We start from the raw sequence: 14,098 nt of genomic DNA, 5'->3' as shown, positions 1-14,098 counted from the left end.
CCGTCGTACGCCACTCCGCCTGAAGCGGCACATCCGCCGCCGCAACTCATCGCAAGGAAGAGGATCGTTCATGAACCGTGCCCGTCGCCTGGCGGCGTCAGCCTCCGCAGGGCTCATAGTCCTCGCCGCAACGGCCTGCGGCACGACCACCGTCGACAAGGCCGGTGCCGGCAGCAGCGCCGACGCGGCGCCCGCCTCGGAGAGCTGTGCCCAGGACACCACGACCACCTCGACGAAGCCTGTCTCCTTCAAGGACGGCGTGGGCCGTCAGGTGAAGCTCGACAAGCCCGCCGAACGGATCGCGGTCCTGGAGTGGCAGCAGGTCGAGGACGCGCTGACCCTGTGCGTCACCCCCACCGCCGTCTCCGACGCCAAGGGGTACAGCACCTGGGTCAGCGCGGAGAAGCTGCCCGGCGGGGTGACCGACATCGGTACCCGTGAGGAGCCCGACCTCGACACCCTCTACGCGGCGAAGCCCGACCTCATCGTGGTGGAGGCGTTCGACGCCGACGACGAGACCATCGCGAAGCTGGAGAAGCGGGGCGTGCCCGTGATGGCCACGCGGGGGGCGGACCCGAAGGACCCGATCGGGAACATGCGAGAAGTGTTCAGCATGATCGGCAAGGCCACGGGGCGCACCGAACGGGCCGACCAGGTGCTCAAGGAGTTCGACACGCACCTCGCGACGGCCAAGAAGCAGGTCACCGACGCCGATCTGCCGACGAAGGACTTCCTGTTCTTCGACGGATGGCTGGAGGGCGGCAACCTCACCGTCCGCCCCTACAGCGACGGCGCCCTGTTCACCGAGATCGGCAAAGAGCTCGGCATGAACCCCGCGTGGACCGACGACGTCAACAAGGCGCACGGCGACGGGGGTGTCGACCCCTCGTACGGTCTCGCGCAGACCGACGTCGAGGGGCTGACCTCGGTGGGGAACGCCAACCTCTTCTACGCCAACGACGAAGGAGCCGGCGGGTACGTCGCCGCACTGGAGAAGAACCCGCTCTGGAAGACCATGCCCGCCGTGAAGGAAGGCCGCGCGCACGCGTTCCCGGCGCGGGTGTGGGGCGCCGGCGGCCCGCGTTCCTGCGCGCAGGCGATCGACGCCTACGTCGACGTACTCGACAAGAAGTGAGCACGACACAGTCATCGGCACTCCGGAGGGAGGCGCTGCCGCGCGCCGAGCGCGGCGGCGGCCCCACCGGGGTGGCCGTCCTCGTACTCCTTCTCGTCGTGACCGTCCTGGTGGGCATGTGGCACCTGACGCAGGGGACATCGGGTGTCGGCGTCGGTGACCTGGTGCGCTACCTCGGCGGGGAACGGGGGAACACCGGTGGGGCTCCGGTCGGGGAGATCCTCACCGGCTCGCGCCTGCCGCGCCTGTTCGCGGGCGTGGCGGTGGGCGTCGCCCTCGGCGCGGCCGGGGCGCTGCTCCAGTCCGTCACGCACAACGCGCTCGCCTCCCCCGACACCCTCGCGGTCACGGCCGGGGCCTACTTCACGCTCTCGCTCGTCGCGGCGTTCGGTCTCGCCGTCCCGCTCTGGGCGTCGGGCGCCGTGGCGTTCGCCGGCGGCCTGGCCGCGGCGGCACTCGTGCTGCTCCTCGCGGGCCGGGCCGCGGGCACCACCGGCACCCGCCTCATCCTCGCCGGGTCGGCGACGGCGCTGGCACTGGACGCGGCGACCGCGATGGTCCTCATCCTGTTCAAGCAGAACACGACCGGCCTCTTCGCCTGGGGGAGCGGTTCGCTCGCCCAGATCAACATCGACGCGTCGCTACGCGCCTTTCCCCTTCTGGCCATGGTGCTCTGCGCAGCTCTGGCGCTGTCCCGCAGGCTCGATGTGATGAACCTCGGCGACGACGCCGCGTCCACCCTCGGCGTGCCGATCCGGACCACCCGTGTGATCGCCGTGATCTGCGCGGTGGTCATGACGAGCACGGCGGTGACACTCGCGGGCCCGATCGCCTTCGTCGGCCTCGGCGCCCCCGTGTTCGCGCGGCTGATCGCGGGACGGGTCCGGGCGCTGCGGCGGCACATCTTCCTGGTGCCCGCGGCCGGGTTGCTCGGCGCGCTGCTCATCCTGCTCGCGGACGCGTCGCTGCGCGCGCTGCAGGGCGCGGACGGGGCCGCCTCCATCCCCACCGGTGTGCCGACCGCGCTGCTCGGCTCCGTCGTCATCGTGATCCTCGCGCTCCGCCTCCGCGACACGGGCCGGCTCCGTCAGCCACCGCACGCACGGGTCGCGGCACGGTCGCGCCGCGCCTTCCTTCTCGTCGCGCTCGGCGCGGTGGCACTCCTGGCGGCGGCGGCTCTCGTCGCGGTCCTGGCGGGAAGCCTCTGGCTCCGGACGGGGGACATCGCGCTCTGGGCCCAGGGCACGGCCCCCGACCTCATCGGGCAGGCGCTCGACGACCGGGTCCCGCGCGTGCTCGCCGCGATCCTCGCCGGCGCGGCTCTCGGACTGGCCGGATGCGTCGTACAGGGTGCGGTACGCAATCCGCTGGCGGAGCCGGGCGTGCTCGGCATCACGGCGGGCGCCGGGCTGGGCGCGGTGGCCGTCGTCACCTCGGGCCTGCCCGGCGGACGGCCGCTGCTCATCGTGGCGGCGGTCGTGACGGGACTCGCCACGTTCGGGCTGATCGCCCTGCTGTCCTGGCGCGGGGGCTTCCTGCCCGACCGGTTCGTGCTGATCGGCATCGGCTGCGGGTACGGCATCACCTCCCTCACCACCTTCCTCCTGCTGCGCGCCGACCCGTGGAACACCCCGCGGATCTTCACCTGGCTCTCCGGCACGACCTACGGGCGTACGTTCCCCGACGTCGTACCGGTCGCGGTGGCCCTGGCGCTCGCGCTACCCGTGCTGCTCGCCATGCGCAGCCATCTCGACCTGCTCGCCGTCGACGAGGACACCCCGCGCGTCGTCGGCGTCAGGCCGGAACGCACGCGTTTCGCCGCACTGGCCATCGCAGCGGTGCTCGCGGCGCTCAGCGTGATCGCTGTCGGTGTCGTGGGCTTCGTGGGGCTCGTCGCCCCGCACCTCGCCCGGTCTCTGGTGGGCGCCCGCCACGGGCGGTCGATCCCGGTCGCGATGCTGCTCGGAGCACTGCTGGTCTGTGTGGCCGACGCTCTCGGCCGCACGGTCGTCGTACCGGCCCAGGTGCCGGCGGGCCTCATGATCGCCCTGGTCGGCGCCCCGTACTTCGTATGGGTGCTCCGGCGGTCCCGTGCCTGACACCGGGCGGGATCCCGTTCCCGAGAACCCGTCCTTCACCTCCCCGACCCGCCAAGGAGTGCCGGAATGCCGTCCCCGCAGGGAACGCCCGTGAAAAGCGTCGTGGTCCCGTTCGAGCCCGACACGTCCCCGAGCCCACTGGGGCGCCTCGGGTACGAGGTCCCGGAGCGCTGGCACACGGTCGACCGCTCCGCCCATGCCCCCCACATCGTGGCTGTTCCGGGTGATGAGGGCGGGGACCGGGCCGCCGCGCTCGTGACGGCCCGCCCGCACACGGCCTACCTCAAGATCGTCGACGCGGTCGGCGACGTGCCGGCGGCCGTCGAGGCCGTCGTCGCGCACGCACGGGACCGCGGGCTCGTACAGGTCAAGTGGGAAGGATGGACAGCGAGCCCGGAGACCGCCGCTGCGGCCGGATTCGCCCCGCTGCGACCTCCGCTGTCGCCGGTGGAGGACGGGGCAGGGCCCGGCACCGGTTACGTGCGCTGGCTGTGCGACGGCCCGGGGACCGACCCCCCGTACTACGGGCAGACCACGCACTTCACGTGCGGAGCCGTGACCGCCCTGGTCGCGCAGGCGCACGGGGGGACGCTGCCCTGGGAAGCACTCGACCGCGAGGCGGAGCTGACCCTGTGGCGCGACGCCACCAACTTCCCCGCGTGCGAGCCGATCGGACTGGGCGTCGCCGTGCGCCGGGCGTGGCCGTCGGCCCCCGTCACGGTCCACCTCGATACGGACCGGCCCGTCCTGCTCGACCACTACACGGAGGAGGAACAGGAGTGGCGAGCCCTGCTCCAGCACACGTCGCGCACGGAAGCCGGGCGGACCGGCGTCCCGGTCGACCCGGGCCATCTCTCCCTTGCCGCGATCCGGAGCGCGATCGGCAGGCGTGAGCACGTGCTGCTCCTGCTCTCGCTGGCAAGGATGCAGGGGTTCGACGTGCCGCACTGGGTGCTCTGCCACGGCGTCGTGCCTGGCGCCGTAGTGATCGAGGACCCGTGGGCCCAGGCAGCCGCCGGGGACACCTGGGTCGACGCCCACCTGCTGCCGGTCCCCGACTCGTCGCTCGACACGATGTCGACCCTCTCGGCGGACCGTTTCCGCGGTGCCGTGGCCATCGGCCGCCCGCAGCAGCGCGACGCCTCCTCGGACGAACCGGCCGACGAGTAACTGCCTCGGCTGCCGCGGTTGCGTCCGGTGATGGGCGCACGGGGATCCGGGAAGAGCAGGGCTCGGGCCACCTGGGCGACGCGCTCACACCATCGGGGCACATAACGGGACCAAACGCCCATTGCGGCCCTACCGTGGCCGGGTGACCGAGCCACCAGAACCCGCCGCAGCCGAGCAGCCCGAGACCGGTGTCCGCACCGCCACGTCCGGTGGGACGGACGGCCGGCAACCCGGCAAGGGGCCCTCCGTCGTCGCGAGGGCGGCCCGGAACCTTCCGCGATCCGTCTCCGGCCGCGCGGCGCTGGCCGGAGCCGTGGTCTCCTGCCTGCTGATTCTCGCGATCGTGTTCGGCAGCCGCCTGCTGCACGACTTCGACTCGGCGCTGCTCCCGTACGCCGTCGCCAGCGTCTTCCTCGCCTTCGGCGTCGCCTACCGCTACACGGTCTGGGTCTCGGCACCGGGCGCCCGACGGCTCTTCAAGAACGGCTGGGGCAGCCTGTTCTCGGCAGAGAACTTCCGCAGGACACCCACCGCCCTGCCGAAGATGATCGCGACCTACCTCGGCTTCCAGAAATTCCTCGGCGCCCGCTCCCACGCACGCTGGGCGGCCCACCAGCTGATCTTCTGGGGCTGCATCCTCGCCGCACTGATCACCTTCCCGCTGACCTGGGGCTGGTTCACCTTCACCTCCGACACCGGGTCGGGGCCGGGCTACGAGATGCGCATCTGGGGCCTCAAGGTCATCGGCTTCGACTCGCTGAACATCATCGGCTGGCTGATGTTCCACGGCCTGGACATCGCAGCGGTGCTCGTCATCCCCGGCGCGGGGTACTTCCTCTGGCGCCGTATGAAGGACCGGGGGGCCATCACCGGTCAGCGGTTCGCCTACGACATGGTGCCGCTGCTCGCTCTGATCATCATCTCCGTGACGGGTCTGCTGCTCACCTTCTCCTCGATCTTCCTGCACGGCGGAGGCTACGAGTTCCTGGCGATCCTCCACATGGTGTCGGTGGTATTCACCCTCATCTACATCCCCTTCGGGAAGTTCTTCCACATCGTGCAGCGACCGGCAGCGGTCGGCATGCAGCTCTTCAAGTACACCGGGCGCCAGGACGACGAGGTCTTCGCCTGCCGCCGCTGCGGGGAGGCCATCGACACCGGCCCGTACGTCGAGAATCTGCGCGGCACCATGCGTGACCTCGAACTCGGCTTCGACGCATGGGCCGAATACTGCCCGCGCTGCAAGCGGGTACTGCGCGGCAACGCCTATCTCACCCAGGTCAAGAAGGGTTTCAAGTGACCGCGGACCCACGCGCAGCCGACAGCCGTACGACCGTCCCCCTCGATCCCTCCCTCGCCCCGCCCGGCACCCGTGGCTTCCGCGACGCGGGCGGCATCCCGGCCGACCAGTGGCACGCCGACCAGAACGGCGAGACGCTCGTCCCCACCCACTGCTGCTTCTGCGGTGTCCAGTGCGGGATGTATCTCCGTGTGGACCGCGGCGGCAAGGTCTTCGGCGTGGAGCCCCGCAACCACGACATCAACCGCATGCGGCTCTGCCCCAAGGGCATCAACGCCTACCAGCAGGTCAACCACCCGGACCGGCTCACCGCACCCCTCATGCGGCGCTCCCGCGACGAGGAACTGCGGGAGGTCTCCTGGGACGAGGCGCTCGACTTCACCGTCTCCGAGATCAGGCGCATCCAGCAGGCGCACGGGCGGGACGCCTTCGGCGTCCTCGGCGGGGCGAGCCTCTTCTCCGAGAAGACGTATCTGGTCGGCAAATTCGCGCGGGTGGCGCTGAAGACCAAGCACGTCGACTACAACGGCCGGCTCTGCATGGTGAGCGCCGCCGGTGCCAACAAGCTCGCCTTCAACATCGACCGGGCCGGCAACCCCTTCTCCGACATCCTGCTCACCGACTGCCTCCTGCTCGCCGGGGCCAACGTCGGTGAGTGCTTCCCCGTGCTGACCCAGTACGTCTGGGGGGCCCGGGACCGCGGCGCCACTCTGATCGTCGTCGACCCGCGCGAGACAGCGGTCGCGCGCACCGCCGACATCCATGTCGCACTCAAGTCGGGCACGGACTCGGCCTTCTTCAACGCCGTGCTGAACGTGGTCGTCGAGGAGGGGCTCACCGACGAGGCCTACCTCGCGGCCCATGCCACCGGCTGGGAGGAGGTCAAGGCCAACGTCGCCCAGTACCCCCCGTCCCGCGCCGCCGAGATCTGCGGGATCCCCGCCGAGCAGGTCGTCCAGGTCGCCCGTGCCTTCGCCCGCGCGCCCAAGGCCATGGCCTTCCACGCCCGGGGCATCGAACACCACACGCAGGGCGTCGAGAACTGCCTCAGCGTGATCAACCTCTGCACCGCCACCGGCCACATCGGCAAGCCCGGCGCCGGATACGGCACCCTCACCGGGCAGGGGAACGGCCAGGGAGGACGGGAGCACGGTCAGAAGGCCGACCTCCTCCCCGGCGGCCGCTCGATCCTCAACGAGGAGCACCGCCGGCAGATCTGCGAGGTCTGGGGCATCGAGGAGTCCGAACTCCCGGCCGCCGGAACCTCGATGATGGAAATGGTCTGGCAGATGCAGCGCCAGGAGATCCGCGGTCTCATCGGCATCTGCAACAACCCCTTCGTGTCGCTCCCCAACTACGCCGTGGTCAAGGAGGGGTACGACACCACCGAATTCCACGCCCAGTTCGACTTCTTCCTCTCCGAGACCGCCGCCAACGCGCACGTCGTCTTCCCCGTCACCATCTGGGCCGAGGACGAAGGGGTGATGGCCAACGCGGAGGCTCGCGTCGTCAAGCACAACAAGGCGCAGGAACCGCCGTCCGGGGTGCGGACCGACACCTGGGTGATGTGCGAGATCGCCCGCCGCCTCGGAGAAGGCGACAAATTCGCCTTCGGCAGCTCCCGCGAGGTCTTCGACGAGCTGCGCAGGGCCTCCGCGGGCACGATCATCGACTACTCCGGAATCACCTACGAACGGCTCGAGGAGACCGGCGGAATCTCCTGGCCCTGCCCGTCCACCGACCACCCCGGCACCCCCAGGCTCTTCGAGGACGGTACGACCTACCACGCCGACGGCAAGATCCACATGCAGGTCGTCGAGTGGCACCCGCCGGCGGACCCGTACGACGCCGAGCACCCGATGACGCTGACGACCGGGCGCACCGTCGCCCACTTCCTCTCCGGCAACCAGACCCGCCGGCTGGGGGCCCTCGTGGAGCAGACCCCGCGGCCCTGGGCCGAGGTCCACCCCTCCCACGGTTTCCGCAACGGCGAACCGGTCCGCGTCGTCACCCGGCGCGGCAGCGAGGTCTTCCCCGCGCTGGTCACCGAGGCGATCCGCCCCGACACGGTGTTCATCCCCTATCACTGGCCCGTCCCCACGGCTGCCAACGCCCTGACCATCGACGCCCTCGACCCCCGCTCCAAGATCCCCGAGTACAAGGTCTGCGCCTGCCGCATCGAGCACGCCGAGGCGATCGACGAGGTCCCCGCACCCCCCGTCGCCCCCGGCCATGTCGCCTATCCCGAGACCCAGGTCTCCCGCACCGACCCGCTGCCGCCCACGGCCCCGCAGGGCCGCGGCACCTCGGAAAGGAGCTGATGCCCGGATGATGGGCAGAACGATGTTCATCGACCCGGGGCGCTGCATCGGCTGTCAGGCCTGTGTCTCCGCCTGCCGGGAATGCGACTCGCACCGAGGCAAGTCGATGATCCACCTCGACTACACCGACGAGGGTTCATCCGTCGCCTCCCTCCCCACGGTCTGCATGCACTGCGAGGACCCGGTGGCCCCCTGCGCCGAGGTCTGCCCGGCCGACGCGATCCTGGTCACCGCGGACGGCGTCGTGCAGCAGGCCGACACCACCCGCTGCATCGGCTGCGCCAACTGCGTGAACGCCTGCCCCTTCGGTGTCCCGAAGATCGACCTCCAGGCGAAGCTGCAGATGAAGTGCAACCTCTGCTACGACCGCACCGCCTACGGCCTCGCCCCCATGTGCGCCACCGTCTGCCCCACCGGTGCCCTCTACTACGGCACCCTCGAGGAGCTCCAGGCGGAGCGCCCCGGTGTGCAGGTCGCCGACACGTTCGTCTTCGGCGAGAGCGAGGTCCGCACGGGCGTGGCCATGGTCGTGCCCGCGGAGCGGGTCCAGTGGCCGGTACCGGGCGGACTTCCCGTCGTCGAGATCAACGGGAAGGACGTCCGCCGATGAGCGTCACCGAACAGCAGCAGCCGGGCCCCGACCACGGCTCCGGGAGCGACCCCCGTGAAGCCCTGCACGACCGGATCGCCGCCGACTCGCTGACCACCCGCCGCGACTACCTCCGGATCGTCGCCACCGTGTCCGGTGGCCTCGCCGTGGGCGGTCTGGCGGTGGCGGGCGGCATCCTCCACCGGCACGGCGAGACGGAGGACGGGAAGGCACCGTCCCCGAAGCGGATCGCCGCGCAGCTGCCGCCCGGAGAGTCCCTCGCCTTCCGCTACCCCGGTGACGAGGACCGGGCGGTCGCCGTGCGGATGGACGACGGCACCCTCGTCGGTTACTCCGCCGTCTGCACCCATCTGGCCTGTGGCGTCCTCTGGCGCAAGGACCGGGGCACGGACGGCGAGCTGTACTGCCCCTGCCACGAGGGAGTCTTCGACGCCCGCACCGGTGCGGTCACGGCCGGCCCGCCGCCCCGCGGGCTGCCGAAGGTGGTGCTGACCGAGCTGGAGGACGGCAGTATCTGGGCCGTCGGAACCACCCGCTCCGGGGAGAGCGCCGAAGCGGGGCTGTGCCGCCAGCTCGGCGAGGACCGCCCAGATCTCGCCGCACGGATCGGCTGCCCCGGCACCGGTGGCGGCGCGGAGGCGCCACCCGCGCCGGCTCCGTCCGACGCCGTCCGCCCGGGGAGGCAGTCATGACCGAACCCCTGGACCCGATCGAGCCGCCGCGGCCCCCCAGCCCCGCCGGCACGCGGTATCCCGACTACCACCCCGGCAGCGAGCGGGCCGAGCTGAACCGCCCCCTCCATGAGCGCTACCCCCAGATCCGGCCCACCAGCGGCTACGCCGACCCCCGGGTGCGCCACACCGGCCCGGGGCCGGGAGCGGGCTCCGAGCAGGAACCCGAGCGCTCCGCGAAGCTGACGGCCCGGCTGGTGCTGGCGATGAGCGTCGTCATCGGCCAGCTGTGGGCTCTGACGGAGGTCGTCAACGTGTGGATGGAGGGCGACACGGGCACGGCCTGGTGGGGCGCCGGCTTTCTGTGCCTGTCGTTCCTCGTCGTGCTGGGACTGTGGCTGCTCGATCCCAAGGATCGCTGAGGGCGGCCGTACCCTGGAGGTATGAGTACCGCCCCCGCCCCCGGACCGCGAGAGTCGAAGCCGCCGCAGCCCCAGCAGCGGCCCCCGCAGGAGTCCGGGCCCAAGCCGTCGGCTCTGGTCTTCGACGATCCGCTGGACCGGCAGTCCGCGGACGACACGGACCAGGGGTGGGGTGAGCGGGCTCCGGCCGGCGGCGGCGCGGCCGACCTGGCCCGCTTCCTCGACGAGAAGCCTCCCCACCACATCTGACGCGGCGTGCCGGGCAGGGTTCCGGCCGTCCGGAGACGACCTCAGGCCTGGCCCCGCTGGGCGACCAGCGCGTCCCGGATCTCCTTCAGCACCTCCAGCTCGCTGACCTCCAGCGTCTCCTGCACGCCCTCCTTCGCCGCCTGGGAGGCGGCCCGCCTGGCGAGGTACTTCGCCATCGGCAGCACCATCAGGAAGTAGACGACGGCGCCGGTGATCAGGAAGCTGAGGGTGGCGCTGAGCACCGAGCCCCACAGGATCTCGATGCCGTCCATCCTCTTGGTCTCCGGATCCACCGCGCAGGGCCCCTGGAGGCAGGATGTGTACTTCTCCAGGTCCTGGGTGCCGAACGCACCGACCACCGGATTGATGATTCCCTTCACGACCGCGTTCACCACGTTCGTGAAGGCGGCACCGATGACCACGGCGACCGCGAGGTCGATCACATTGCCGCGCGTCAGAAACGCCTTGAAGCCCTCCAGAAGGCCGACCTTCTTCTCGCTCACAAATGAGCCTTCCTCTGCGCGTGCCGTAGGGGGAGCGAACCGCCCCGCCACATAAGGCGGCAGAAGCCAACACTGTCCAATCGGGTACGTCGCACGGGTGAGTTGACGCGATACCAGTTCTATTCGGCATGGGACACCGCCACCGCGAGCCGCCCCGACGCACCGGCGCCTGCCAGAGCCGCCGCGGTCTCCCGTTCCACGGACAGGACCACCAGGGCGCCATGTCCCATCCCCGCCCCGCCGTCGGCCGCAGGGAACGGCGCCTCCGCGCCGCCCGCACCGCGTGGAACCTCCGCCACCCGCACGTCCCGTGCCACCACTCCGGCCCGGGGCTCCCCGTCGGCCGTGGCGAGCACGTCGACGCGGTCGCCCGGCCGCAGCAGCCCCACCGTCGCCGCGTCGGCGATCCGCACCGGAGCGGACACCAGACGTACCGGCCGCCGGTCGGGCCCCGGCGGCGCTTCCCCGCCGACCGCGGCCGCCCCTCTCTCCCCGCCCAGCCCTGAGGCGGCGAGCACGGCGGAGGCCAGCGCGAAGCCCGCGGCCAGCGCCCGGCGCTGCCCCCGCAGCGCCCGCCGGAGACGCCGCCCGCCGCCGCCCCGCACGCGCAGGGGCCCGAAGGACGGGACCCCGCACGGTGCGGGAGGCGCCGGACGTGTATCTGGAACCGACGGAAACATGGCCAACACCACCTGCCGTGAGGGGAGTCCCGCGGGAGGCCCCGCCGGACCCCCTCATGATCCACCCTCCGCGGAAATCCCGCCCGGCCCTGTGGACAGCCCCCACGATGTGGACAACCCCGCCACCCGTACGGGGCCGAGGCGGCAGAGCACGAGCCCGGTGGCGCCCGGGACGTGCCGGGCTACGGCAGCTCGATCCCCGTATCGACCCCGTCCAGCGCGTGCGCGCACACGCAGTCACGGCCCTCGTTCGCGGGCAGAGCGGCCACCGCGTCGAAGAGCACCGACCGCAGCCGGTCCACATTGGCCGCGAACACCTCGAGCACCTCGGCGTGGTTGACGCCCTCGCCGGCCTCGGCCCCCGCGTCGAGGTCCGTCACCAGCGTCAGCGTCGTGTAGCAGAGGTTCAGTTCACGGGCGAGCACCGCCTCCGGATGCCCTGTCATCCCGACGACCGACCAGCCCATCGCGGCGTGCCAGCGCGACTCGGCGCGGGTCGAGAAACGCGGGCCCTCGACCACGACCAGGGTTCCGCCGTCCACCGGCTCCCAGTCCCGGCCGCGTGCCGCGGCCAGGGCCGCCTTGCGGCCCTGGGGGCAGTACGGGTCGGCGAAGCCGAGGTGCACCACGTTCGGCTCGGTGCCGTCGGCCAGGGGCTCACCGTCGTAATACGTCTGCGTGCGGGCCTTCGTACGGTCGACCATCTGGTCCGGTACGAGCAGGGTGCCGGGGCCGTACTCCGGACGCAGACCACCGACCGCGCACGGGCCGAGCACCTGGCGTACGCCGACGGAACGCAGGGCCCAGAGGTTGGCGCGGTAGTTGATCCGGTGCGGTGGGAGGTGGTGGCCGCGGCCGTGCCGCGGGAGGAAGGCCACCCGGCGGCCCGAGAGTTCACCCAGGAAGAGGGAGTCGCTCGGCGCTCCGTACGGGGTGTCCACCTGGATCTCTGTGACGTCCTCCAGGAAGGAGTAGAAGCCCGATCCGCCGATGACACCGATTTCCGCTGTAGCCGTCTCTGCGTTCACCATGCGGTCACACTAACCGGGCGCGCACGACCGGGACCCCGCCGAGTCGATCAGCGGGGTCCGGGGTGGAACGTGTGGTGTGCGGGTGCCTCAGGCGGCCGACGTACCGCTCGACGAGGAAGAAGCCGAGGAGGAGGTCGAGGACGCGGCCGAGGCGGCCGGCTTCGCGTCCGACTTCGCCGAGGAGGACCCGGAGGCCGACCCGGCGGAGGAATCGGACGTCTTCGCGGACGACGACGTGGCCGGCGTGCTGCTCGACGAGGAGCCGCGGCTGTCGTTCCGGTAGAAACCGGATCCCTTGAAGACGATGCCGACGGCCGAGAACACCTTCTTGAGGCGTCCCTCGCAGTTCGGGCACACGGTCAGGGCATCATCGGTGAACTTCTGCACCGCTTCGAGGCCCTCGCCGCATTCGGTGCACTGGTACTGATAGGTCGGCACTTGCTCCTCCTGGCACTCTCACTCAATGAGTGCTAACGACGCTCCATACTGACCTATTCCGAGCGATCAGTCCACCGTGACCGGCTCACGGTGACCGATCCCACGTGCCACCGTCCGTCCTCCGGCCCTCGGCGTCAGCCGTGAACGCAGGGTCAGCAGGGTCGCCAGGGCCAGCGCCGTGCCGGCCAGCGGGACCACGAAACCCGTGCTCGCGCCATGGGCGTCCGCGAGCTGTCCGGCCACCGTGACGGCTGCGGCCTGACCCAGCGCCACGGCGCCGGTGAGCCAGGTGAAGGCCTCGGTCCTGGCGGACGCGGGCACCAGGGATTCGACGAGGGTGTAGCCGCTGATCAGCGCGGGCGCGATGCACAGTCCGACCAGCAGTCCGAGCCCCGCCAGCAGCGGTACGGAGTGCACGGCCCAGAGACCGGAAGCGGTCAGCGTCAGGGCCACGTAGCCGACGATCAACCGGCGGCGCGGACTGCTCTTCCAGGCGATGGCCCCGCAGGCGAGACCTGCCAGCATGTTGCCGGCCGCGAAGATTCCGTAGAGCAGCCCGTTCACGCCCGGCCGGCCGATCTCCTCGGAGAACGCCGTCAGGGAGACCTGCATGCCGCCGAACACGGCGCCGATGCCCAGGAAGGTGATCGCGAGGACGCGCACCCCCGGCACGGAGAGTGCCGAGCGGTGCGGTCCGTCCGCCGTGGCCGCGCCCCGGGGGGCGGGCTGGGTGGAGCGCTGGGCTGCGAACAGGATGCCGCCCAGCAGTGTCAGCGCCGCCTCCGCGATCAGACCGGCCGCAGGGTGCACGCCGGTGCACAGCGCGGTCGCGAGCACGGGCCCGACGACGAAGGTGAACTCGTCCGTCACGGACTCGAAGGCTGCGGCCGTGGCCATCAGCGGGGAGGCCGGACGCCCCGGGGCGGCGCCGAGCCGGGCCGCCCAGCGCGCCCGCACCATCGGCCCGATCTGCGGGATGGACGCCCCGGTGGGCACCGCCGCCAGGAAGAGGGCCCACAGCGGCGCGTCCGCCAGGGCGAGTGCAGTGAGGCCGCCGACGGAGACGGCGTGCATGAGGACGCCGGGCAGGAGCACGGCCCGCTGGCCGAACCGGTCGGCGAGCCTGCCGCTCTGCGGCGCGAACAGCGCCATGGAGACGCCGGAGACGGCGGCGACGGCGCCCGCACTGCCGTACGAGCCGGTGGTGTGCTGAACCAGGAGCACGATCCCGATGGTCAGCATCGCGAAGGGCTGCCGGGCTGCGAAGCCCGGGAGGAGGAAGGTCCACGCACCCGGGGTGCGCAGCAACTGCCCGTAACCGGGGCGGTCGGAGACCGTGGACGCCACGGTCCATGCCTTTCTGCCGCCTGGTGGCCGTGTCCCCGGGACGCCTCGCACCGGAGTGCGTGGAGCGTGCGGGAGCTGCCGAGAGCTGTCCTCTTCGCGCGGGACTGCGGTAGATGCCGGGC

14 protein-coding genes are annotated in these 14,098 nt (G+C 71.6%); 9 read left to right on the top strand and 5 right to left on the bottom strand.

Features of this window, described 5'->3' with window-relative positions; genetic code table 11:
• Nucleotides 1-70: 70 nt before the first annotated feature.
• The 9 genes from OG379_RS16785 to OG379_RS16745 all read left to right on the top strand — a co-directional run bounded on the left by OG379_RS16785 (nt 71) and on the right by OG379_RS16745 (nt 9,977).
• Nucleotides 71-1,135: an iron-siderophore ABC transporter substrate-binding protein gene (locus tag OG379_RS16785; RefSeq protein ID WP_405663574.1), complete on the top strand. Its 1,065-nt coding sequence runs from the start codon at nt 71-73 to the stop codon at nt 1,133-1,135.
• Nucleotides 1,132-3,234 carry an iron ABC transporter permease gene (locus tag OG379_RS16780; protein WP_405663570.1) on the top strand — a complete coding sequence of 701 codons (2,103 nt, stop codon included), beginning with the start codon at nt 1,132-1,134 and terminating at the stop codon, nt 3,232-3,234. Before OG379_RS16785 ends, OG379_RS16780 begins: the two co-directional genes overlap by 4 nt.
• Nucleotides 3,235-3,300: 66 nt before the next feature.
• Complete coding sequence (locus OG379_RS16775; protein WP_405663567.1) at nt 3,301-4,404, top strand: peptidase C39 family protein; 1,104 nt, start codon at nt 3,301-3,303, stop codon at nt 4,402-4,404.
• Nucleotides 4,405-4,546: 142 nt separating this feature from the next.
• The gene (locus tag OG379_RS16770) at nt 4,547-5,704 is read left to right on the top strand and encodes an MFS transporter (RefSeq protein ID WP_405663564.1); all 1,158 of its coding nucleotides are present in this window, start codon (nt 4,547-4,549) and stop codon (nt 5,702-5,704) included.
• A complete protein-coding gene (locus OG379_RS16765) occupies nt 5,701-8,025 on the top strand; it encodes a molybdopterin oxidoreductase family protein (RefSeq protein WP_405663561.1) in 2,325 nt (774 codons plus the stop codon). Before OG379_RS16770 ends, OG379_RS16765 begins: the two co-directional genes overlap by 4 nt.
• A 7-nt stretch (nt 8,026-8,032) precedes the next feature.
• Nucleotides 8,033-8,635: a 4Fe-4S dicluster domain-containing protein gene (locus OG379_RS16760; protein ID WP_356709788.1), complete on the top strand. Its 603-nt coding sequence runs from the start codon at nt 8,033-8,035 to the stop codon at nt 8,633-8,635.
• Complete coding sequence (locus OG379_RS16755; RefSeq protein WP_405663557.1) at nt 8,632-9,327, top strand: ubiquinol-cytochrome c reductase iron-sulfur subunit; 696 nt, start codon at nt 8,632-8,634, stop codon at nt 9,325-9,327. The genes OG379_RS16760 and OG379_RS16755 overlap by 4 nt, the downstream gene beginning before the upstream one ends.
• Nucleotides 9,324-9,728 (top strand): hypothetical protein, encoded by a 405-nt coding sequence (locus tag OG379_RS16750; RefSeq protein WP_104786664.1) that lies wholly within the window; start codon nt 9,324-9,326, stop codon nt 9,726-9,728. The genes OG379_RS16755 and OG379_RS16750 overlap by 4 nt, the downstream gene beginning before the upstream one ends.
• 21 nt (nt 9,729-9,749) lie before the next feature.
• Nucleotides 9,750-9,977 (top strand): hypothetical protein, encoded by a 228-nt coding sequence (locus OG379_RS16745; RefSeq protein ID WP_356709782.1) that lies wholly within the window; start codon nt 9,750-9,752, stop codon nt 9,975-9,977.
• Nucleotides 9,978-10,018: 41 nt separating this feature from the next.
• Here the strand turns inward: OG379_RS16745 and OG379_RS16740 are convergent, their stop codons facing one another.
• From OG379_RS16740 to OG379_RS16720, 5 genes are all read right to left on the bottom strand, one after another.
• Entirely contained in the window at nt 10,019-10,480 is a 462-nt protein-coding gene (locus OG379_RS16740; RefSeq protein ID WP_405663554.1) for an MscL family protein, read from the bottom strand.
• Between the two features lie 119 nt (nt 10,481-10,599).
• Nucleotides 10,600-11,160 carry an RcpC/CpaB family pilus assembly protein gene (locus tag OG379_RS16735; protein ID WP_405663552.1) on the bottom strand — a complete coding sequence of 187 codons (561 nt, stop codon included), beginning with the start codon at nt 11,158-11,160 and terminating at the stop codon, nt 10,600-10,602.
• 182 nt (nt 11,161-11,342) lie between these two features.
• A complete protein-coding gene (locus OG379_RS16730; protein ID WP_393758612.1) occupies nt 11,343-12,191 on the bottom strand; it encodes an S-methyl-5'-thioadenosine phosphorylase in 849 nt (282 codons plus the stop codon).
• An 87-nt stretch (nt 12,192-12,278) separates the two neighbouring features.
• A complete protein-coding gene (locus OG379_RS16725; RefSeq protein WP_362927888.1) occupies nt 12,279-12,629 on the bottom strand; it encodes an FmdB family zinc ribbon protein in 351 nt (116 codons plus the stop codon).
• Between the two features lie 66 nt (nt 12,630-12,695).
• Nucleotides 12,696-13,976 (bottom strand): MFS transporter, encoded by a 1,281-nt coding sequence (locus tag OG379_RS16720; RefSeq protein ID WP_405663549.1) that lies wholly within the window; start codon nt 13,974-13,976, stop codon nt 12,696-12,698.
• Nucleotides 13,977-14,098 lie beyond the last annotated feature (122 nt).

It is taken from the genome of Streptomyces sp. NBC_01166 (genome assembly GCF_045039765.1).
GTDB lineage: Bacteria > Actinomycetota > Actinomycetes > Streptomycetales > Streptomycetaceae > Streptomyces.
Note: the sequence above shows the minus strand (reverse complement) of the source record. Positions and strands in the feature narration are given on the sequence as shown.